Raw genomic sequence first — 21,810 nt, forward strand, 5'->3', positions numbered from 1 at the left:
TCATGCGGGATGGAAAAATGGTTCTCCTCAATTCCCCGCATCGATAGCGAAGTTTTATCCGGCGCCGCGCTTGGATATCTCGCGACGGATCGGGATGACCTTCCGGAAAGCCGCTTCGGCGGCAGGTTGAGTCTCCGGATCGCGCGGCGCGGCGTTCGATCATCCTTCGAAAGCCGGCGCCCGAGGAGGAATCTCATCGGCTTCGGGGCCGGGCCGACGCGCGGACCTCCGTCGCCCGGCCGTGTGGCCCGCGTCGTCCAATCGGGCCGGCAGCCGGGGCCGCGGCCGAATAGCAGTCTTGACTTCCAGATTATAGCTGTTCTAATTCGCAACAGAGCGGCACGGCGCCGATCGTCATCGGGAGATACGCGACATGGCCAACGCCCATTGCGAGAGCTGCAAGTTCTTCGACGAGCACACCGGCAACGGTGCTGCGCCCCAGGCCGATGCCGGCCTGTGCCGGTTCAACCCGCCGGTCAGCCAGCCGGAGCCGGAGTCCAAGGGCCTGTGGCCGGTGGTCTCCACGAACGACTGGTGCGGCCACTTCACCGCCGAGATGACCGCGGCCGAGTAAGGCCCGCAGGGCTCTCCGCGTCCCGGCGGAGATGGAACGACCGGGCCAGCCCTCGCGGCTGGCCCTTTTTTCGTGTGCAGCCACAGCGCCGGATGGCGCTTGCTGCAATCCTGGCTGCAATCCTTGCCTCGGCGGCTCCCGGATCCTCTGGCCGAGCGGTCGCGGATGCCGCCCGTCGGATGCCGCCCCTTGGGTTGGCGGCGAACCTGCCCGTGCGGCCGTCTCGAGTCCGTCGCGTTCGTGTCCCGCAGGGGCTTCCCGGTCAGTCCGTGAAGGCCGCGACGCTGCGGCGCTCGCCGCGCAGGAAGGCGTCGGCGGCGTGGATCAGGGGATTGAGGTCGACGTCGCTGGCGCCGGAGCGGATCAGGGCGGCGAAGCGGTCGTAGAGGCCGCGATAATCGGCCTCGGGCGGCAGCGTCTGGTCGCGGCCGTCGATCGTCAGGGCCGCGCCGCCCCGCGACAGGACCAGGGTCCCGTCTTCGGTCTCGACGCGGATGTCCCAGGTCTGCGGCCCGGTCTGGCGCCAGTCGAACACGGCGTGGATCGGGGTGCCGGCAGAATCCGTGAAGCGCAGGTCGGCGGCGATCGGCGCCTGCCGGTTCTCCGGAACCTCCAGGGTCGCGCCGGTCAGGAAGAAGGGCGGCAGGATGTGGGTCGCGATCGACAGGGCGTTGATCCCCGGATCGAACACGCCCATCCCGCCGGATTCCCAGATCCAGTCCTGGCCCGGATGCCAGTGCCGCACGTCCTCCATCCAGGCGATCGAGACCGACCGGATCCGACGCGCGGACAGCCATTGGAGCGCGGGCTCCACGCCCGGCGCGAAACGGGAGTGCCAGCTCGCGAACAGGCTCACCCCCCGCCGCCGCGCGGCCTCGGACAGGATCCCGACCTCGGCCAGGGTCGCCCCCGGAGGCTTCTCCAGGAAGACGTGCAGCCCCGCCTCGATCGCCGCCAGGGCGGCCGCGAACCGCGCCTGCGGCGGCTGGCACAGGCCGACCGCTTGGAGATCGCCCTCCCCCGCCAGCATCTCGGGCAGCGTCCGGTAGTTCGGCACCCCGTCGAGGCCGCCGTGGCGGCTCGCCACGGCCACCAGGGTGTAGTCCGGCGAGGTGCCGATCACCGGCAGATGCTGGTCCCGGGCGATCTTGCCGACGCCCACCAGCCCGATGCGGATCGGATGCGTCATCTCAGAGCCCCCGGACGGCGATGTCGGCGGCCGGGGCGACCGCCAGGGGATTGCGTAGCGGCAGCGTGAAGGGGGCGGCCGCGATCTCGAACACGTCGCCCGGCCGGGCCGCGACCCCGTCGCTGAACGACAGGGTGGCGGTCCCGAAGAAATGCACGTGCACGTCCCCGGGCCGGCGGAACAGCGCATACTTGAAGTGGTGCCGCTCCAGGTTGTCGATCCTGTGGGACATGTTCGCTTCGCCCGAGGGGAACGGCTTCTCCCAGAGCACGGCGCCGTCGCGCAGGATGCGGCTGACGCCGCGCCCCCTGTTCAGACGCTGGAATTGTAGGAGTGATCGTCCCATTCGAAATTCCCCCTCGGGGCGTTCTTGTTCGGCGGCCTCTGCGGGCCGTCCCGATGCGCGGCCGAGGCGGCCCGTCAGCGGCCGGATTGCGGTTCGAGGACGCCGTCGATCCGGCGCGCGAGATGCCAGGGATTGTCCGGGCGCAGGGGCGGCGGCAGCAGCGCCGCCGGCAGGTCCTGGTAGCAGACCGGGCGCAGGAACCGCTCGATCGCCAGGGTCCCGACCGAGGTGGTGCGGACGTCCGAGGTCGCCGGGAACGGGCCGCCATGCACCATCGCGTGGCACACCTCCACGCCCGTGGGCCAGCCGTTGGCGAGGACGCGGCCGGCCTTGCGCGCCAGCAGCGGCACCAGCCCGGCGGCCAGCGGCTCGTCCGCCGGGTCCATGTGCAGCGTCGCGGTGAGCTGCCCCCCGAGGGACTCGATCACCCGGGTAAGCTCCGCTGCGTCGGCGGCCGCCACCAGGATCCCCGCGGGGCCGAACATCTCCTCGGTCAGCGACGGATCGGCCAGCAGGTGGCGGGCCTCCGTGCGCAGCAGCGCGGCGGGGGCGCCCCCGGGCCCGGCCTTCTCGCCGCGGGCCGCTACCATCACCCCCGGGCGCTCCGCCATCGCGGCGACCGCGCCCTCGAACCGGGCGCGGATGTCGGCCGTCAGCATCGTGTGCGGCGCGCTCGCCCGGATCGCGGCGCCGGCCGCCACCGCGAAGGCGTCGAGCCCGGGCCCCGCGATGCCGATCAGCAGCCCCGGATTGGTGCAGAACTGCCCCGCCCCCATGGTGAGCGACTGGACGAAGCCCGCGGCCAGGGCCGCGCCCCGGGTCCGCAGGGCGGTGGGCAGGAGCAGGACCGGATTGACCGCGCTCATCTCGGCATAGACCGGGATCGGCTCAGGGCGCGCGGCCGCCGCGCGCATCAGCGCCAGCCCACCCCCGCGGGAACCAGTGAAGCCCACGGCCTTGATCCGCGGATCCGCCACCAGGGCGGTGCCCAGCGCGTTCGACGGCCCCGGCAGGTAGGAGAACACCCCCGCGGGCAGGCCGCTCGCCGCCACCGCGGCGCGCAGGGCCCGGGCCACCAGCTCCCCGGTTCCCGGATGGGCCGGGTGGCCCTTCACAACCACCGGGCAACCGGCCGCGAGCACCGAGGCGGTGTCGCCCCCCCCCCACGCGAAGGCCAGCGGGAAGTTCGACGCCCCGAACACCGCCACCGGACCCAGGGCGACGTGGCGCCGTCGCAGGTCCGGCCGGGGCAGCGGCTGGCGCTTGTGCTGCGCCGGATCGATCGTCGCCTGGATCCAGTCGCCCGAGCGGACGAGGTTCGCGAACAGGCGCAACTGCCCGATCGTGCGACCGCGCTCGCCCTCCAGGCGCGCCTGGGGCAGCCCGGTTTCCGCCATGGCGCGCTCGATCAGGGCGGAGCCGAGGCCGGAGATCTCCTCGGCCGCCGCTTCGAGGAAGCGCCCCCGCGTCTCCGGATCGGTCTCCGAGAAGCTCGGGAACGCCGCCTCCGCCAGCGCGCAGGCGGCCTCGACCTCCCCGGCGCCTGCGGATGCGAAGGCCGGCTCCAGGGCTGCCCCGGTCGCCGCTTCGACCGCCCGGAACGTCTCCGACGTCGTCACCTCCGCCTCGCCGACCAGGGCGGTGCCGCGGATCGCCGCGATGTCTCGAGGTTGTTTACTCATACAAATAGGGTAGAGCAGTTCGATCGGAGCCGCAAGCGTTCATCCATTCGCTTAAGGGTGTCGAATCTTGCGCTCCTACAACTTCCGGGTACGATCCTGGCGATCCTGGCCCGTCCCGTGGCTCGGACTGGAGGTCGTGGGTGAGACAGGATCGCGGACACGAGGATATCAGGCTCCCGCTCGCCTCAGGCTCGCGTCGCATCCACGGCTCGGTGGCGCGCGATCTCGGGGTGGCGATCCTGGGGGGCCGCTACGCGCCGGGCGACGTGCTGCCCGGGGAGATCGAGTTCGCGGAGCAACTCAAGGTTTCCAGAACCGCCTACCGCGAGGCGGTTCGAATCCTGAGCGCCAAGGGGCTCTTGGAGAGCCGGCCGCGCACCGGGACGCGGGTGAGCCAGCGCAGCCGCTGGAACCTGCTCGATCCGGACATCCTGGCCTGGACCTTCGAATCGGAGCCGAGCGAGACGTTCATCCGCGACCTGTTCGAATTGCGGATGATCGTGGAGCCGGCCGCGGCGGCGCTCGCGGCCGAGCGGCGTTCGGGCCTCGACCTCGCCCGGATGGGCCATGCCCTGGAGGAGATGGGCCGCCACGGCCTCAGTACGGAGGCCGGCCGGGCCGCCGACCAGGCCTTCCACACCGCGATCCTGGAGGCTGCTCGCAACGGGCCGCTGATCGCCCTGTCGAGTTCCATCGCGGCGGCCGTCACGTGGACGACGATCTTCAAGCATCGCCGCCAGGGCCTGCCCCGGGACCCGATGCCCGACCACCGCGTCCTCTACGAGGCGATCGTGGCGGGCGACCCGGACGCCGCCCGCCGGACGATGACCGATCTGGTCCGCCTCGCCCTGGCCGACACCGAGCTGGCGCTGCGGCCCTGAGAAACCGGGATCCCAAAGGGCTCAGCCCTTTGGCGGGGTTATCGGGGCGGAGCCCCGATGTCGGGCTTTGCCCGAGCCCATCAGGGCTCCGCCCTGCACCCGCGAAAGGTCCCGGACCTTTCGGATCCGCTCAGTGGTTGTCGCGCGGCAGTCCGCTGGTCTGCGCGATGCGCTGGAAGCGCTCGGCGCCCTCCAGGATCGCGCCCGTGTGCATCTGCCCGACCGCGGCGCGCTGCATCGCCTGCCAGGGGGTCTGCGAGGCCGGGTAGGCGTAGCCCCCCGCCGCCTCCAGGGCCTTCCGGCGGCGCTCCAGCTCGTCCGCGTCCACCAGCATGTCGGCGGTGCCGCGGCGCAGGTCGACCCGCACCCGGTCGCCGGTGCGCAGCAGCGCGAGGCCGCCGCCGGCCGCCGCCTCCGGCGAGGCGTTGAGGATCGAGGGCGAGGCCGAGGTGCCGGATTGCCGCCCGTCGCCGAGGCAGGGCAGCGCGTGGATTCCGGCCCGGATCAGGTCGGCGGGCGGGCGCATGTTCACCACCTCGGCGGCGCCGGGATAGCCCACCGGCCCGGCACCGCGCATCACCAGCAGGGTCTCGTCGGTGATGCCGAGGCTCGGATCGTCGATCCGGTGGTGATAATCCTCCGGCCCGTCGAACACCACGACCGGGCCCTCGAACGCGTCCGGATCCTCGGGGTTCGACAGGTAGCGGTTGCGGAACTCCGCGCCGATCACGCTGGTCTTCATCACCGCGGCCTCGAACAGGTTGCCGCGCAGCACGAGGAAGCCGGCCGCCTCCATCAGGGGCCTGTCGATCGGCCGGATCACGTCCGCGTCCTCGATGGTCGCGCCCCGGCAATTGTCGCCGATCGTGCGGCCGTTGACCGTCAGCGCGCCCTCGCGGATCAGGCCGCGGCTCATGAGCTGCGCCACCACGGCCGGCAGGCTGCCGGCGCGGTAGTAATCCTCGCCGAGATAGGTGCCGGCTGGCTGCAGGTTGACGAGCAGCGGCACGTCGAGCCCGTAGGTCTGCCAGTCGGTGATGTCGAGGTCCACGCCCATGTGCCGGGCGATCGCCGCGAGGTGGATCGGCGCGTTGGTCGAGCCGCCGATCGCCGAATTGACCACGATGGCGTTGAGGAAGGCGTCGCGGGTCAGGATCTCGGAGGGCTTCAGATCCGCCGCCACCATTTCGACGATGCGCTTGCCGGTCCGATAGGCGACCTCCTGCCGGTCGCGGTAGGGGGCGGGGATCGCGGCCGAGCCCGGCAGCATCATGCCCAGGGCCTCGGCCAGCGTGTTCATCGTCGTGGCGGTGCCCATCGTGTTGCAGAAGCCGGTCGAGGGCGCCGACGAGGTCACGAGCTTGATGAAGCCGTCATGGTCGATCTCCCCCGCCGCCAGCATCTCGCGGGCCTTCCACACGATCGTGCCCGAGCCGGTGCGCTGGCCCTTGAACCAGCCGTTGAGCATCGGCCCCACCGAGAGGGCGATCGCCGGGATGTTCACGGTGGCGGCCGCCATCAGGCAGGCCGGGGTGGTCTTGTCGCAGCCCGTGGTCAGCACCACCCCGTCGAGCGGGTAGCCGTAGAGCAACTCCACGAGGCCGAGATAGGCGAGGTTGCGGTCGAGCCCCGCGGTCGGCCGCTTGCCGGTCTCCTGGATCGGGTGGACCGGGAATTCCAGCACGATGCCGCCGGCCTCGCGGATGCCCTCGCGGACCCGCTCGGCCAGCACGAGGTGGTGGCGGTTGCACGGCGACAGGTCGGAGCCCGTCTGGGCGATGCCGATGATCGGCTTGCCCGAGCGCAACTCCTCCAGGCTGAGGCCGAAGTTCAGGTAACGCTCGAGATAGAGCGCCGTCATGTCGATATTGTCGGGGTTGTCGAACCAGGCGCGGGAGCGCAGCGGGCGGGCGGTCTGGGGCCGGGCGGTCTTGGGATCGGTCATCGGCGGGTCCGGTGGGCTGGGCTGGTCGAGAAGCGGTAGGTGATCACGTTCCGGTAGGTCTGGCCCGGGTCCAGCCGGGCGGAGCCGAAGGCCGGCTGGTTCGGCGTGTCGGGAAAAAGTTCCGGCTCCAGGGCGAGGGCGTCCGATTGCCGGTAGGCGAGGCCGGATTTACCCACCGCGGTCGCATCGAGAAAATTGCCGGCGTAAAACTGCACCCCCGGCTGGTTGCTGGCAATCTCCAGCACCCGGCCCGAATGCGGATCCTCGACCCGCGCCACTTGGTGCGGCTCGGCCGTGGGCGCGTCGGTCACCACCCAGTTGTGGTCGTAGCCGCGCCCGCGGACGATCTGCGCGTCCCGGCCGTCGCGGATGCGCGCGCCGATCGCTGTCGGCGTGCGGAAGTCGAACGGCGTGCCCGCCACCGGCCGATGCGCGCCGGTCGGGATCAGGGTGGCGTCCACCGGCGTGTAGCGCTCGGCCGGGATGGTCAGGACGTGATCGAGGATCGTGCGGCCGGAGCCCTCCCCCGCCAGGTTGAAGAAGCTGTGGTTGGTCAGGTTGACGATGGTCGGCCGGTCGGTGGTCGCCTCGTAGGTGAGGGTGAGCGTATCGGTGTCGTCCAGCCGGTAGGTGGCGGTCGCCGTCAGCGTGCCGGGATAGCCCTCTTCGCCGTCCGGGCTGACGTAGCGCAGGCTCACCGAGGGGGCCGCCCCGCCGGTCACGGCGGTGATCGTCCAGAGCCGCTTGTCGAAGCCGGCGGTGCCGCCGTGCAGGGCGTTCGGGCCGTCGTTGGTGGCGAGCCGGTAGGTCCGCCCGTCGAGGGTGAAGCGGCCCGCCCGGATGCGGTTGGCGTAGCGGCCGACGCTCGCGCCGAAATAGTTGGGCTTGGCGAGGTAGCCGGCGAGGTCGCCGTAGCCAAGCACCACGTCGGCCGGCTTGCCGGCACGGTCCGGGACATCGAGGGTCCGCAGCAACGCCCCCCAGGACAGGATCCGCGCCGTGATGCCGTGCCCGTTGGTCAGCGTCACCTCCTCGACCGTGCGGCCGTCCGGAAGAGTGCCGAACACGGTTCGGACCGGCTCGGCCGCCTGGGCCAGGGCCGGGATCATCGCGCCGGCGCAGAGCGTCACAGGTCCCCCGCCGCGCATTGGTTCCCTCCTTGGCGGGTCCACCCGCTCCGCCGATCCTGCGCCGGCAGCCGCGGTTGACCACTGAAGATCCATTATATACTCAGACAAATTAAATGGGCAACACGGTGTCCCGCTTAGGGGTCCGGCGGGGAAGGGAAAGGAAACGCGCGATGGCAGCACCGATCGCGGGCGTCGGACAGGCGGCCGGCCGGACGGCGGCCGGCGCGCAGGAACAGGGGCGCTACCGCCCGGCCCTGTCGCTGCTGGCCAGCCTGTTCTTCATGTGGGGCTTCATCACGGTGATCAACAACACGCTGCTGCCGCACCTGCGCAGCGTGTTCGACCTCGACTACACCCAGACCACGCTGATCGAGTCGGTCTGGTTCATCGCCTACTTCGTGGCCTCGATCCCCGCGGCGAAGCTGATCGCGCGGGTCGGCTACCAGCGCGCCCTGGTGATCGGCCTCGGCATCATGGCGGCCGGCACCTTCGGGATGGTGCTGGCCTCCCGTGAGGTCTCCTACGCGATCACGCTGACGGCCCTGTTCGTGATCGCGAGCGGCATCACCCTGCTGCAGGTCGCCGCCAACCCCTACGTGGCGGTGATCGGCCCGGCCGAGAGTGCCTCGGCGCGGCTCAACCTCGTGCAGGCGTTCAACGCGCTGGGCACCACCCTGGCGCCTTTGTTCGGCGGCGCCCTGATCCTCGGCCGCTCCACCTCGGGCAACGCCGCGGCGGGCACCGTCCTGACCCCCGCCGAGCGGCTGGCCGACGCGCAGTCGGTGCAGCTGCCCTACCTGATCGTGGCGGCGGTGCTCATCGTGCTCGCGGTGGTGATCGCCCGGTTCCCGCTGCCGGCCATCCGCGGAGGGGTGGATGCGTTGTCGGCCAAGGCCGAGGGCGCGGGCGGGTCGCTCTGGCGCCACCGCAACCTCGTCTTCGGCGTGCCGGCGATCTTCATCTACCTGATCGCCGAGATCGGGGTGTCGAACCTGTTCATCAGCTTCGTGTCGCAGCCCGGGATCGGCGACCTGACCCACGCCCAGGCCGCGCGCTACCTGTTCCTGCTCTGGGGCGGGATGATGATCGGCCGCTTCGTCGGCAGCTACCTGATGCAGAGCCGGCCGGCCGAGGCGGTGCTCGCCGGGGCGGCGGTCGGCGCCTGCGCGGTGATGCTGGCGGCGGCCTTCACCACCGGACCCGCGGCGATGTGGGCGCTGATCGCGGTCGGTCTGTTCCACGCGATCATGTTCCCGACGATCTTCACGCTGGGCATCCGCGGCCTCGGGCCGCTCACCGAGAGGGGGGCGGGGCTGCTGATCATGGCGATCGCGGGCGGCTCCCTGGTGGTGGTGCAGGGCTGGGCGGCGGACCGGTTCGGGCTGCAGCATTCCTTCCTGATCACCGCGGCCTGCGAACTCTACGTGCTGTTCTACGCCGTCTGGGGCTGCCGGGCCCCGCGCGCGACCTGACCGAGGGGCGAAGCCATGGGGGCAGGGATCCGCATCGTCACCCGTTCCGGAACCCAGATGGCGCGCGACCGGCTCGGCGAGGGGCCGATCTGGGTGCCGGAACGGGGCAGGCTGTTCTGGGTCGACATCGAGGCCCCGGCCCTGAACTGGCTCGACCTCGCGCGCGGCGAGACCGGCCGGCGGCCCTTCCCGGAGCCTCTGGGCTGGATCATCCCGCGCGCGGGCCGGCGGGACTTCGTCGTCGGGCTGAAGAGCGGCTTCGCGACCTACGATCTGGAGGCCGACCGCATCGTGCCGATCGGCGATCCCGAGCCCGGCTACCCCGACAACCGCCTGAACGACGCCAAGGTGGATTTCGCCGGCCGGATCTGGGCCGGGAGCATGCACCAGGCCGAGACCGCAGTCTCGGGCTCCCTGCACCGGCTCGACCCTGACCTGACCTGGCAGCGGATGGACGGTGCATACGGGGTCGCCAACGGCCCGACCTTCAGCCTCGACGGCCGGACCCTCTATCACAGCGACAGCGCCGCCCGGACGGTCTACGCCTTCGACCTCTCGGAGGACGGGACGCTCTCGGGCAAGCGGCCGTTCCTGCGCTTCCCGGAGGCGTGGGGCTGGCCCGACGGGATGACCACGGACGCGGAGGGCTGCCTCTGGATCGCCCATTGGGGCGGCGGGCGGCTGAGCCGCGCGGATCCGGACGGGCGTGTGATGCGGGCGGTCGCGCTGCCCGCCCCCAACATCACGAGCTGCGCCTTCGCGGGCGCGGGGCTCGACCGCCTGTTCGTCACCTCGGCCGCGCGCGGAGCCGAGGATGTGCCGGAGGCCGGGGCCTTGTTCGAGGTCGATGTCGGCGTGCGGGGGCTGCCGCCGCGGGCGTTTGGGGGGTGACGGCGGGACCTGGCGGCCCTCACGCTGCGGGCGTCGTCGATAATGCCGTGCTACCATCGATTCCCGTCAGGAGCGGCATCACGGGATACGGATGGATCTGGTCACCCCGCACGACATCCTGTCCGCCTATTCCCGGGCCGAGATCGGCGCGGACGATGCCATCGCGTCGCTCGGTTTGAACGGGTATCGCGACCTGATCGTCGCGATGGCCGATGCGGGCCATCGACTGCCCCGCCCGGCCGAGGCGGAGGTCGAGGCTCAACTGGCCGCGGCGATGCCTCTACTGCTGTCCGTTCTCGACGATGGCCGCGGCAATGCTTGACCTCGTGATCCCGGATTCGGGGCCGCTGATCACGTTGGCGCTCGTCGACCGCCTGGATCTGCTCGATCGGTTCCGGTGCCCGATCCTGGTCACCGACATGATCCACGCCGAATTGACGCGCGGACCCGATACGGCATCCGACAAAGCCGTCTTCGAGCGCTGGTATGCCGGGCGGGCCAACCGGATCCAGACGGTGGAGACCCTGTACGGCACCATGTGGCGGGCGCTGCCCGAAGCGACACGACGGACGATCAAGCGGCAATTCCCGAATGCCGGCGAGGAATCCATCAGGGAGTTCGCGGCACGGGTCGGCGATGTTCTGCCGCTGGATGACCAGATCCTCGTCCTGTTCGAGGAGGAGAAGGTCAAGCGCATGACCTTCGGCAGGCACGTCCATCTGCTCCAGACCTGGGCCTTCCTGGTGGCCCTGGAACGGATGGGTGTCATTCCGTCGGCCGACAATCTCCACCGGCAGATCGCAGACCGCGGCAGGAAGGACCATCGCGCGTGACGTGTACGAACGCCGCGCCTCTGCCGAGGGTGGCGATGCGCAGGATTGGACGGGAGACTACGACCGCCGATCCGGTCCCTGAAGAGACTTCCGTCGCTCGATCGGGGCGGTGCTGGAAACGGGCCCGGCCTGAGTCGAGAACAGGCCCAGGAAGGCGAAGCGGACCGAGATCGGACCCGACCCAGCCATCCGCGCGGCGAGCCACCCCCGGGCCTTCGGGGGCTGAGGCCGGACCCGGCCGTTTTCGCGCTGAGCGGAGCGATCCAGGGAGGCGCACCGTTGATGAGCGGGGCGCCAACGGGACGCCGCCGCTTCAAGCAACAGGCGCGTTGCCGACGAGGATGGTCGCCTCGCCCCAATCCCTCAAGGCTCGGATCACCGGCTCCAGCGCGCGGCCGCGCGGCGTCAGGCCGTATTCGACCTTCGGCGGAACCTCGGCATGGACCGCGCGATGAACTAGCCCGTCGGCTTCGAGCTGACGCAGCTGGTTGGTCAACATCCGCTGCGTGCAGGTCTTCAGGTGGCGGCGAAGCGCGTTGAAGCGCAGCGTGCCGGACAGGGGATGGTAAAGCACCACGCCCTTCCACTGGCCGTCGATCAGCTCAAGTGTTCCCTCGACCGGGCAGCCCGGGCCGCAATCGAAATTTGGATGGCGACTCCGTCCCATCACGGTATCCTCTCTGATACTAGGGGCGATCGATGTGCATCCTTGTGTCCGAGGCCCCACCCCTTACGGTCCGCCCCGGCCTCTCGGCGAGGACACGGAGCCAGGATCATGCAGGCGGTGAACGCTTGCACCCCGGGCGCCCCCAACCGCGCGGACACGCCTACCGGCATCCCGGTGAAGAGACCCGTCGCGGACAGGATCCTCCGCGAAGGCCTCATGGCGATCACGTCCGTCCTGGACTGACAGCCGAACGGCCCGACCGTACGCAGGTCCGAAGCGGCGCAGTACGGCGTTGATCCGGACCGAGCGGTCGACTGCTGTTGCCGCGGGGCGTCTCCCCGAGGGGGACATGCACTTGCGCAGGGCGCTCGGCACCGCGTGGCGAGGTGCTGCCGCTCCAGGGCACCCTCAAGGTCGCCGTCACCGCTGAGAGCACGCCAGCGCCGTCCGAAAGCCCCGGATGATGATCGCGCCCGGCTGCGCGCGATCCGCGGGCGCGCGGCGGCGCCTCAATGCGAAGAACGTGGCGCGGCACACCGCCGCCGCCCGCGCCGCGGAGCCGGAGCGCTATCTGTGCGAGGCGCGCGCATCCGCTCTCGCGATGATCGGTCCTCAGGCACTCGGGAGAATGATGGTGGGAACCAGGAGCGGTATCCGAGTCCTCGTCGCCGGCGGCGCCGGGTTCATCGGCTCGCATCTGATCGACGCGCTCCTCGCCGACGGCGCCCGCGTCACCTGTGTCGACAGCCTGCTGACCGGACGGCGGGCGAACCTCGCCCATCTCGCCCGCGAGCCGCGCTTCGATCTCGTGGAGGCGGACGTGACCGAGCCGCTGCCGGCGCTGCCGAAGGCCGCCTGGGTGTTCAACCTCGCCTGCGCGGCCTCGCCGCCGCACTACCAGGCCGACCCGGTCCACACGATGATGACCAGCGTGCTCGGCACCGGCCGGCTCCTGGAACTGGCGCGGGATACGGGCGCGCGCTTCCTCCAGGCCTCGACCAGCGAGGTCTACGGCGATCCGGAGCGGCACCCGCAGGCGGAATCCTACTGGGGCAACGTCAACCCCACGGGGCCGCGGGCCTGCTACGACGAGGGCAAGCGCTCGGCCGAGACCCTGACCTTCGACTTCGAGCGCCGGCATGGCCTCGACATCCGCGTCGCCCGGATCTTCAACACCTACGGGCCGCGGATGCGCGCCGATGACGGCCGCGTCGTCTCCAACGTGATCTGCCAGGCGCTCGCGGGCGACGACATCACGGTCTACGGCGACGGCGCGCAGACCCGCTCGTTCTGCTACGTCAGCGACCTCGTGGACGGCCTGCTCCGCCTGATGGCGGCCGAGACCCCCCTCGCCGGGCCGGTCAACCTCGGCAACCCCCACGAGATGACTGTCGTTGAGCTGGTCGACCGCGTGGTGCGGATGACCGGGACGCCCTCCCGGATCGTGCGCCGGCCGCTGCCAGTCGACGATCCCCAGCGCCGCCGCCCCGACATCACCCGGGCCGAGACCCTGCTGGGCTGGTCACCCCGTGTGCCGCTGGAAGAGGGGCTGGAGGCGACGATCGCGTGGTTCTCCCGCGAGATCGCGCCGCGCGCCGCGCGTCCGGCGATCGAGGAGCACGCCGTTGTCGCCGGCTGATCCGCGCCCCGGAGGATCGAGGCGCCGATGGCCGCCCCCATCCGCGTCGGGACCGGGCGTTACCGCGCGGGCGTGGTCGCGGACCCGCCCGAGCCGGCGCGCGCGGTCCTGAAGACGGTCGCAGGATCGTGTGCCGGCCTCACCCGGATGAGGGATGCGCCGCCCGTCCACGAGGCTTACGGTGGCGGCGTACTCCGAGACGAGATCACCTTCAGCCCGCCCGGCCCGGCCGCGGCGGGCTTCTTATCGGGCGGTATGCCGGTTTTCGACCTCGATATGGGCGAACATCGCCATATTCGGAAATGGGACCGCGGATCCGTGCGGCTTTATCTCGGATCCGCCCGGATCTAGACTGGTCGAGACGGGCGAAGCGGAATCCTCCAGGGGCGCCGCCCCGGCCGGAGGGGACGATGGGCCAGACGACGATCAAGGACGTCGCGCGGCGGGCCGGCTTCAGCTTCCAGACGGTGTCGCTGGTCCTGAACCACCCCGAGAAGGTCGCCCGCACAACCCGCGCGACCATCGAGGCGGCCATGCGCGACCTCGAGTTCGTGCCGAGCCTCGCGGCCCGCGCGCTGCGCAAGAAGCCGAGCCGCAGCATCGCCTGCGTGGGCTGCCTGGGTCTCGAGACCCCCGACGACGAGCCGGATTCGATGCCCGAGGCCGACCCGGGCCTCGTGCTGCAGGCCTTCGCGCAGGTGACCGACCAGCACGGCTACACGCTGATCCACCGGCGCTGCCGCAGCGACGACCCGGAGAGCCGCGCCCGGATCGCGAGCCTCGTGAGCGAGGCCCGGGTCGACGGCCTGGTGGTCTGCGCCGAGCGGCGGGACGATCCGCTGATCGCGCTGCTGCAGGCCAGGCGCGTCCCGTTCGTGGTGTTCGGCCTCGACGTGCCGGGTGCGCATTGCGCCGCCCGGGCCGACCGCGACGCGGTCCACGAGGCCGTCGCCTACCTCGCCCGGACCGGCAGCCGCGCGATCGGCTTCCTCGGGGGCGAGCGCGCGGCCGAACGGTTCCGGGGCTACCGGGACGCCCTGGCGGAGGCCGGTCTGCCCCTGCGCGCGGATCTGGTGGCGGCGTGCGACTGGACCCCCGCGGGCGGCTACCGGGCGACGCTCGCCCTGCTCGACGGCCCGTCCCGCCCGGACGCGATCGTGGCCGCCAACGACCGGGTGGCGTTCGGGGTGTTGAAGGCCCTGCACGACCGCGGCGTGCGCGCCCCCGGGGAGATCCGCGTCGTCGGCTTCGACAACGTCGCCCAGGGCGCCTACGCGATCCCGAGCCTGACCTCGATCGCGGTGCCGACCCTCGACATGGTGCGCTTCGCCTTCGCGACGCTGGTGGCGGTGATCGAAGGCACGCGGGCGCCGGACGACTTGGCGCAGAAGCGTTTTCCCACTCGCCTCGTCCTGCGCGAGTCCACGGATACGGGGGGCCGGCCGCCGTTCTAAGCAGACTTGAGTAGGCAGGCCAACGTTTCGTCCGCTGAGGTCCTTAGTGTGCCGCAGGTTTTCGTCGCAAAACCGGAGTCCACTTTTGCGAAACCTGCTGAGAGCCGCGCGTTGCGATCGGGCACGGCTCTCGCGGGCTGCCGCGTGGGGGCGAGTCCCGTCCCTGCGAGCGCAGCGGCGTGATCCGGTGCAGCGCGACGACGACCACCGTTCCAAGCCGCGCCGGAACGGCCATATAGGAGGCGTTCAGCCACCCGAACGCCACCGCCGGGATGCTTTATCGCGACGGCCCGATGGGCTAACGCCACCCGACATCGCCCCCTGACGCGCCCGGCGGGATCCCCCGCGAAAGACCCGATGGCCAAGCCGCAACCGAAGCCTTCCGCCCCCGCCGCCAAGGCTGCCGCCCAGCCCGTCGCGAAGCCCGCCGCCAAGCCGCAGGTCGCGCGCTTCGCGCTGCCGAAATCCTCCGCCCTCGCCCGGGCGATCGACGCCCTCAAGCGCGGCGACAGCCCGGTGCTGGCGAACGCCCCCGAGGGCTTCGACGCCCTGGCGCTGGCCGACCTCGCCCGCGCCCTGGCGCCGACCGTCGATGCCCCGGCCGTGCTGGTCCACGTGGCGCGCGATTCCGGGCGTTCGGCGTCGTTCCAGGCGGCGCTCGGCTTCGTCGCCCCCGAGATGGACGTGATGAGCCTGCCGGCCTGGGACTGCCAGCCCTACGACCGGGTCTCGCCGACCACGGCCACGGCGGCCGCCCGCATGACCGCGCTTGCCCGCCTCGCCCGCACGCGCTCGGCCGAGGATCGTCCGCGCATCCTCTGCACCACGGTCAACGCCCTGGTGCAGCGGGTGCCGCCCCGGGGTCACATCGCCCGGGAGACGTTCTCGGCGGCGATCGGCAACGTCGTGGCGATGGACGACGTGGTGGCGTGGCTGGAGGCCAACGGTTTTCTGCGCACGGGGACGGTGCGCGACACCGGCGAATATGCGGTCCGCGGCGGCATCCTCGACCTGTCGCCGCCGGGCCTGCCGGCGCCGATCCGCCTCGACTTCTTCGGCGACACGCTGGAATCGATCCGCGCCTTCGACCCGGAGACGCAGCGCACCACCGGCCAGCTCCGCTCGCTCGACCTGATGCCGATGAGCGAGGTCCAGCTCACCACCGAGACGATCCGGCGCTTCCGCCAGGGCTACATCCAGAGTTTCGGCGCCGCGACCCGGGACGACCGGCTCTACGAGACCGTGAGCGAGGGGCGACGCTATGCCGGCCTCGAGCACTGGATGCCGCTGTTCTACGACCACCTCGACACGCTGTTCGACTATCTCCCCGGCGTACCGCTGATCTTCGACCCGCAGGTCGAGGACGCCGCCGCCGAGCGGATCAGTCTGGTCCAGGACTATTACCAGGCCCGCGAGGCCGCGATGAAGACGCCGCAGGCCGGCGTCGCCCCCTACAAGCCCCTGCCGCCCCGTGCCCTCTACCTGATGCCGAACGAGCTGAAGGAGCGGATCGGGACCGCCGCGGTGGCGCGGCTGACGCCCTTCGCGCAGCCCGAATCTCCGGAGCGCGCCGTGATCGATTGCGGCGCCAGGGCCGGACGGACTTTCGCGCCGGAGCGGGCCGACGAGAATGCCAGCGTGTTCGACGCCGCGGTGACGCATATCCGCGACCTCCAGGGATCCGGTCATCACGTGATCCTGGGAGCCTGGTCCGACGGGTCGCGCGACCGGCTCTGCGGCGTGCTCGCCGACCACGGCCTGAAGAAGCCCGTGGCGATCACCCGGCTCACCGACGTCTACGCGCTCAAGCGCGGCACGGACGCAGCGGTCGCCGTCTGGGGCCTGGAGGCGGGCTTCACCGCGGGGGAACTGGCCGTCGTCTCCGAGGGCGACATCCTGGGCGACCGGCTGGTCCGTCAGAAGCGCAAGGCCAAGCGGCCCCAGGACGTGATCCTGGAGGTGCAGGCGCTCCAGCCCGGCGACCTCGTGGTCCACGCCGATCACGGCATCGGTCGTTTCGTCGGCCTCAAGACCGTGCACGCCGCGGGCGCCCCGCACGATTGCCTGGAGCTGCAATATACCGGCGGCCTGCTGCTGCTGCCGGTGGAGAACATCGAGCTCCTGACCCGCTACGGCTCGGAGGATTCCGAGGTCGCCCTCGACCGGCTCGGCGGCGGCGCGTGGCAGGCCCGCAAGGCCAAGATGAAGCGCCGCATCCTCGAGATGGCGGGCGAGCTGATCAAGGTCGCGGCCCAGCGCTTCGTCCGGAAGGCCCCGTCCCTGAAGGCGCCCGAGGGCCTCTACGAAGAATTCGCCGCCCGCTTCCCGTTCGAGGAGACCGAGGATCAGGCCAACGCCATCGACGCGGTGCTGGACGACCTCAATGCCGGCCGGCCCATGGACCGGCTGGTCTGCGGCGATGTCGGCTTCGGCAAGACCGAGGTGGCGCTCCGCGCCGCCTTCGCGGCGGCGATCGCCGGCAAGCAGGTGGCGGTGATCGTGCCGACCACCCTGCTCGCCCGCCAGCATTTCCGCACCTTCGCCGAGCGCTTCAAGGGGCTGCCGGTCCAGGTGGCGCAGCTCTCCCGTTTCGCCTCCGCCGGGGAGATGAAGCAGACCCGGGCGGGCCTCATCGCGGGCACGGTCGACATCGTGGTCGGCACCCACGCGCTGCTCGCGAAGAACATCGCCTTCAAGGATCTCGGCCTGATCATCGTGGACGAGGAGCAGCATTTCGGCGTGGCCCACAAGGAGCGGCTGAAGGCGCTCCAGGCCGACGTCCACGTGCTGACCCTCTCGGCGACGCCGATCCCGCGCACGCTCCAGCTCGCCATGACGGGGGTGCGGGAACTGTCGATCATCGCGACGCCCCCGGTGGACCGGCTGGTGGTGCGCACCTTCGTGACGCCGTTCGACCCGCTGACCATCCGGGAGGCCCTGCTGCGCGAGCGCTACCGCGGCGGCCAGGCCTTCTACGTCGTTCCCCGGATCGAGGATCTCGCCGAGGTCAAGAAATTCCTCGACGCCGAGATGCCCGAGATCAAGGTCGCGGTGGCCCACGGTCAGATGGCGGCGGGCCAGCTCGAGGACGTGATGACGGCCTTCTACGAGGGCAAGTTCGACGTGCTGCTCTCGACCACGATCGTGGAATCGGGCCTCGACATCCCCACCGCCAACACGCTGATCGTCCACCGGGCCGACATGTTCGGGCTGGCCCAGCTCTACCAGCTGCGCGGCCGGGTCGGGCGCTCGAAGGCCCGGGCCTACGCGCTGTTCACGACGCCGGCCAACCGCCAGCTCACCGCCCAGGCCGAGCAGCGCCTCAAGGTGCTCCAGAGCCTCGACACTTTGGGCGCGGGCTTCCAGCTCGCCTCCCACGACCTCGACATCCGCGGCGCCGGCAACCTGCTCGGCGACGCGCAGTCCGGCCACATCAAGGAGGTCGGCTACGAGCTCTATCAGCAGATGCTGGAGGATGCGGTGACGGCGCTGAAGGCCGGCATCGAGGACCTGCCCGAGGAGGCGTGGTCGCCGACCATCGCGCTGGGCGCGCCCGTGACGATCCCGGAGGATTACGTCGAGGATCTGGGGGTGCGGCTGGCCCTCTACCGGCGCCTCGCCACCCTCCAGGACGATGCCGAGATGGAGAGCTTCGGAGCGGAACTCATCGACCGGTTCGGGCCGCTGCCGCCGGAGGTGGAGCAGCTCCTCAAGATCGGCACGATCAAGATCCTGTGCCGCAAGGCCAATGTCGAGAAGGTCGAGGCCGGGCCGAAGGGCGTGGTGGTCCATTTCCGCGACCGGTCCTACGCCAACCCGCAGGGGCTGGTGGCCTACGTCGCCGAGCAGGCCTCCTTCGCGAAGGTGCGGCCCGACATGAGCGTGGTGTTCGTGCGCGAGCTCAACACCATCCCGGCGCGGCTCAAGACCGCCACCGAGGTGCTGCGGAGCCTGGTGAAGATCGCCGAGCGGGGGAAGAAGGCGGCGTGAGGGCGACGGAGCCGGTGTCGGGCCGATCCTCGCCGGCGGTGCTCGGCCCGCAGGGGCGGCGGCCGTGGCCCGCGGTCCTGTCCGGTGGAAGCGCCGTGTCGGGGCGCTGAAGGCGGCGGCGTCCGCGCGATCGGCGCGGCGGCCATCCGACGATCCGTGGCCTGTCGTTGATCGCTTCTCTAGAGTTCGAATCCGAGTTGCATCGGCGCCTCAGACGCCCCCTGCGCGAAGCCCGACAGCGAGACGCCGACCAGCCGCGCGCTGCGCCGCAGGGGAAACAGGCCGGCGAGCAGGTCGAGGCCGATCCGCTCCAGGCTCGCCCGGTCGGGCACGGGGGCCATGAGCGACTTCGCCCGCGTGACTTGGGCGAAGTCCGAGAACTTGAGCTTCAGGGTCACGGTCCGGCCGCGCATGCCCTTGGCGGCGGCCCCGGCCCAGACCTTGTCGAACAGGGGCGCGAGCCGTGCGGCCAGCACCTCGAAGGCAGCGGTGTCGTCCGAGAAGGTGGTCTCCGCCCCGATCGACTTGCGCACCCGGTGGGCGCGCACCGGCCGCTCGTCGATCCCCCGGGCGACCGCGTGATAGTAGGCGCCCGCGGAACCGAAGGTCTCGCGCAGGCGCTCCGGCGTCCAGGCGCGCAGATCGGCCCCGGTGTGGATCCCGAGCCGCTTCATCTTGGCCTCGGTGACCGGGCCGACCCCGTGGAACCGGCCGATCGGCAATGCGGCCACGAAGTCCGGCCCCATCGCGGGGGTGATGACGAACAGGGCGTTCGGCTTGCGATGGTCGGAGGCCACCTTGGCCAGGAACTTGTTGTACGAGACCCCGGCCGAGGCCACGAGTCCGGTGCGCTCCAGGATCTCGGCCCGGATCGCCTTGGCCACGGCGGTGGCGGTGGTCAGCCCCAGAAGATTCTCGGTGACGTCGAGATAGGCCTCGTCGAGGGCCACCGGCTCGATGAGGGGCGTGTGCCGGGCGAAGATGTCGCGGATCTCCTCCGAGACCCCCCGGTAGACCTCGAAGCGCGGTTTCACGAACAGCAGATCCGGGCAGAGCCGCCGGGCGGTGGCCGACGGCATGGCCGAGCGGACGCCGAACGTGCGGGCCTCGTAGCTCGCCGCCGCCACCACGCCGCGCTCCTTCGAGCCGCCCACCGCGAGCGGCCGGCCGCGCAGGGCGGGGTTATCGCGCTGCTCCACCGAGGCGTAGAACGCGTCCATGTCGATGTGGATGATCTTTCGGAGCGCGACCTCCGGATCCATCGCCGCCTCAGAGATCCGCCGTGAGTTCCTGATCTGTTCCGAAAGAGCGCGGCACGACGGCGGGGTCAAGCGGTACGGGACCCGGCGTCAACAGGGATGTCCGTCGCCCCGGCTCGGAGGCGCCGGACAGCGCAGCGCCAAGGGACACGACACACGCGTGAAACGGCTCTGATCGGCTCTCCGATCCAACCCCCGCATCCTGAGGTGCCGGCGCGCAGCGCAGGCCTCGAAGGAGCCCTCCAGCCAGCCGTGCGATCCCTGGAGCCCTCCTTCGAGGCTGCTGCGCAACACCCCAGGATAAGGGGCATTGGCGGGATCACCCAATGCCCCCGCAACGGGGTGCCGTCGCGCATCCTGGGGCAGTGCAGGCCCCGACGGAGCCCGTCGTCGGGGCTCGCGCCACCGTGACCTCGGGATGAGCGTGCGAGCCGGACAGTCGCACGATCGTTGCACCGCCCGCCCATCTCTGCTCTCTCTTTCGCGACGCTCAGGAGACGCATGGATGGCAAACCCGGCTGCAGCCAGCGCCCCGTCCACGCCGGCAAAGTCCCAGGAAAACGCCTTCCTCACGCCCCTGTTCACCGACCGGCGGGTCGCCGCGGTGCTGGGCCTCGGCTTCGCGCAGGGCATCCCGTTCCTGCTCGTCTACGCGACGCAGTCGGCTTGGCTCGTCCAGGCGAAGGTCCCGCTCGCCACGATCGGGCTGATGAGCGAACTGACCATCGCCTACAAGCTGAAGTTCCTCTGGGCGCCGTTCCTTGACCGGCACGACGCGCCGCTGGTCGGCCGCTGGCTCGGGCGCCGCCGGGGCTGGATCGTCGCCACGCAGATCCTGGTCGCCCTGGCGCTCGCGGGCGTCGCCTTCGGCGATCCGGCCCACTGGCTCGGCTGGACGGTGGCGTTCTCCCTGGCGCTCGGCGTCGCGGGCGCGACACAGGACGTGGTGATCGACGGCTGGCGCATCACCGTCGCGCCCCCCGCGCGGCAGGCGCTGATGTCGTCGTGGTCGGAGATCGGCTACCGGGTCGGCAACCTCGCGGCGGGGGCGGGCGCCCTCTACCTGTCCGACGCGTATGGCTGGCGCGCCGCCTACCTGTGCATGGCCGCGCTGATGGCCCCCGGCACGATCGCGGCGCTCATGGCCCCCGAGCCCCCCGCCCCCGAGACGCCGGCCACCGGTGGCTTCGCCGAGACCGTCTGGGCGCCGATCCGCGACCTCCTCGCCCGGCTCGGGCCGCTCGCCGTGCCGGTGCTGGCGCTGGTGGCGGGCTTCCGGATGCCCGGCTACGTGTCGAGCGCCATGGCGATCCCGCTGTTCAAGACGCTGGGCTACTCCAACACCGACATCGCCACGGTGACCAAGCTGTTCGGGTTCTGGATCGCGCTCGGCGGGACGTTCCTGGCCAGCGCCATCATCCCGCGGATCGGCATGATGGCGAGCCTGCTCATCGGCACCGTGACGGCCTCGACCTCGCACCTCGCGCTGGCCTATCTCGCGTGGCACGGCGGCCATGGCGGGGCGGCGTTCTGGACCTTCGCGGCGACCGTCGGCATCGACGGGTTCGCCTACGCCTTCGCGTCGATCGTGCTGATCACCTACATGTCGCGGCTCTCGGCGACCGCCCACGCGGCGAGCCAGTACGCCCTGCTGACCTCGCTCTGCGCCCTGCCGGGCAGCCTGCTCGCGGGGCTCTCGGGCTTCGTGATCGAGTGGACCGGGTTCTCATGGTTCTTCGTCGGCACGTCGCTGATTGGCGTGCCGGTGGCCCTCCTCTGCCTGCTGGTCGCGCACCGGCACGGTCCGATGGACGCGCCGGGGGCCCCCGCGGACGCGTCCTGAACGCGTATTCGCGGC

17 protein-coding genes and 1 pseudogene are annotated in these 21,810 nt (G+C 71.2%); 11 read left to right on the top strand and 7 right to left on the bottom strand.

The window, feature by feature from the left end; translation table 11 throughout:
* The first annotated feature begins 373 nt into the window (after window positions 1–373).
* Entirely contained in the window at window positions 374–574 is a 201-nt protein-coding gene (locus tag MKK75_RS31810; RefSeq protein ID WP_160536328.1) for a hypothetical protein, read from the top strand.
* 262 nt (window positions 575–836) lie between these two features.
* Here the strand turns inward: MKK75_RS31810 and MKK75_RS31815 are convergent, their stop codons facing one another.
* The 3 genes and pseudogenes from MKK75_RS31815 to MKK75_RS31825 form a co-directional block, all read right to left on the bottom strand.
* Window positions 837–1,763 carry a Gfo/Idh/MocA family protein gene (locus tag MKK75_RS31815; RefSeq protein ID WP_244046467.1) on the bottom strand — a complete coding sequence of 309 codons (927 nt, stop codon included), beginning with the start codon at window positions 1,761–1,763 and terminating at the stop codon, window positions 837–839.
* Window position 1,764: 1 nt separating this feature from the next.
* Window positions 1,765–2,067, bottom strand: a pseudogene (locus tag MKK75_RS31820) (FAH family protein); the annotation flags it as partial.
* Between the two features lie 116 nt (window positions 2,068–2,183).
* On the bottom strand, window positions 2,184–3,791 hold the full coding sequence (locus MKK75_RS31825) for an aldehyde dehydrogenase (NADP(+)) (RefSeq protein WP_244046468.1): 1,608 nt from the start codon (window positions 3,789–3,791) through the stop codon (window positions 2,184–2,186).
* A gap of 140 nt (window positions 3,792–3,931) precedes the next feature.
* Between MKK75_RS31825 and MKK75_RS36235 the strand changes: the two genes are divergently transcribed.
* The gene (locus MKK75_RS36235; RefSeq protein WP_244046469.1) at window positions 3,932–4,672 is read left to right on the top strand and encodes a FadR/GntR family transcriptional regulator; all 741 of its coding nucleotides are present in this window, start codon (window positions 3,932–3,934) and stop codon (window positions 4,670–4,672) included.
* A 130-nt stretch (window positions 4,673–4,802) separates the two neighbouring features.
* Here the strand turns inward: MKK75_RS36235 and MKK75_RS31835 are convergent, their stop codons facing one another.
* Together MKK75_RS31835 and MKK75_RS31840 are read right to left on the bottom strand one after the other, a co-directional pair.
* A complete protein-coding gene (locus MKK75_RS31835) occupies window positions 4,803–6,617 on the bottom strand; it encodes an IlvD/Edd family dehydratase (protein WP_244046470.1) in 1,815 nt (604 codons plus the stop codon).
* Entirely contained in the window at window positions 6,614–7,765 is a 1,152-nt protein-coding gene (locus tag MKK75_RS31840; protein ID WP_244046471.1) for an aldose epimerase family protein, read from the bottom strand. The genes MKK75_RS31835 and MKK75_RS31840 overlap by 4 nt, the downstream gene beginning before the upstream one ends.
* 152 nt (window positions 7,766–7,917) lie before the next feature.
* On the opposite strand from MKK75_RS31840, the gene MKK75_RS31845 reads away from it, so the two are divergent.
* The 4 genes from MKK75_RS31845 to MKK75_RS31860 all read left to right on the top strand — a co-directional run bounded on the left by MKK75_RS31845 (window position 7,918) and on the right by MKK75_RS31860 (window position 10,943).
* Window positions 7,918–9,219, top strand: a complete 1,302-nt coding sequence (locus tag MKK75_RS31845; RefSeq protein WP_244046472.1) for a sugar MFS transporter — start codon at window positions 7,918–7,920, stop codon at window positions 9,217–9,219.
* Window positions 9,220–9,234: 15 nt separating this feature from the next.
* A complete protein-coding gene (locus MKK75_RS31850; protein WP_244046473.1) occupies window positions 9,235–10,110 on the top strand; it encodes an SMP-30/gluconolactonase/LRE family protein in 876 nt (291 codons plus the stop codon).
* Between the two features lie 91 nt (window positions 10,111–10,201).
* The gene (locus MKK75_RS31855; protein ID WP_244046474.1) at window positions 10,202–10,432 is read left to right on the top strand and encodes a hypothetical protein; all 231 of its coding nucleotides are present in this window, start codon (window positions 10,202–10,204) and stop codon (window positions 10,430–10,432) included.
* Window positions 10,425–10,943, top strand: coding sequence for a hypothetical protein (locus MKK75_RS31860; protein ID WP_244046475.1), 519 nt, complete (start codon window positions 10,425–10,427; stop codon window positions 10,941–10,943). The genes MKK75_RS31855 and MKK75_RS31860 overlap by 8 nt, the downstream gene beginning before the upstream one ends.
* A gap of 313 nt (window positions 10,944–11,256) precedes the next feature.
* On the opposite strand, the gene MKK75_RS31865 is transcribed toward MKK75_RS31860, so the two are convergent.
* Window positions 11,257–11,610 carry a winged helix-turn-helix transcriptional regulator gene (locus MKK75_RS31865; RefSeq protein ID WP_244046476.1) on the bottom strand — a complete coding sequence of 118 codons (354 nt, stop codon included), beginning with the start codon at window positions 11,608–11,610 and terminating at the stop codon, window positions 11,257–11,259.
* A gap of 631 nt (window positions 11,611–12,241) precedes the next feature.
* On the opposite strand from MKK75_RS31865, the gene MKK75_RS31870 reads away from it, so the two are divergent.
* From MKK75_RS31870 to mfd, 4 genes are all read left to right on the top strand, one after another.
* Window positions 12,242–13,249, top strand: a complete 1,008-nt coding sequence (locus MKK75_RS31870) for a UDP-glucuronic acid decarboxylase family protein (RefSeq protein WP_244046531.1) — start codon at window positions 12,242–12,244, stop codon at window positions 13,247–13,249.
* Between the two features lie 27 nt (window positions 13,250–13,276).
* Complete coding sequence (locus MKK75_RS31875; RefSeq protein ID WP_244046477.1) at window positions 13,277–13,600, top strand: hypothetical protein; 324 nt, start codon at window positions 13,277–13,279, stop codon at window positions 13,598–13,600.
* A gap of 59 nt (window positions 13,601–13,659) precedes the next feature.
* Window positions 13,660–14,703, top strand: a complete 1,044-nt coding sequence (locus MKK75_RS31880; protein WP_244046478.1) for a LacI family DNA-binding transcriptional regulator — start codon at window positions 13,660–13,662, stop codon at window positions 14,701–14,703.
* A gap of 357 nt (window positions 14,704–15,060) precedes the next feature.
* Complete coding sequence (gene mfd / locus MKK75_RS31885; RefSeq protein WP_244046479.1) at window positions 15,061–18,693, top strand: transcription-repair coupling factor; 3,633 nt, start codon at window positions 15,061–15,063, stop codon at window positions 18,691–18,693.
* A gap of 179 nt (window positions 18,694–18,872) precedes the next feature.
* Here the strand turns inward: mfd and dinB are convergent, their stop codons facing one another.
* Entirely contained in the window at window positions 18,873–19,955 is a 1,083-nt protein-coding gene (gene dinB, locus MKK75_RS31890; protein ID WP_244046480.1) for a DNA polymerase IV, read from the bottom strand.
* A 502-nt stretch (window positions 19,956–20,457) separates the two neighbouring features.
* Between dinB and MKK75_RS31895 the strand changes: the two genes are divergently transcribed.
* A complete protein-coding gene (locus MKK75_RS31895; protein WP_244046481.1) occupies window positions 20,458–21,795 on the top strand; it encodes an AmpG family muropeptide MFS transporter in 1,338 nt (445 codons plus the stop codon).
* The last annotated feature ends 15 nt before the right edge of the window (window positions 21,796–21,810 follow it).

Origin of the sequence: Methylobacterium sp. J-030 (assembly GCF_022829545.1) — a bacterium.
Taxonomy (GTDB): Bacteria; Pseudomonadota; Alphaproteobacteria; order Rhizobiales; family Beijerinckiaceae; genus Methylobacterium.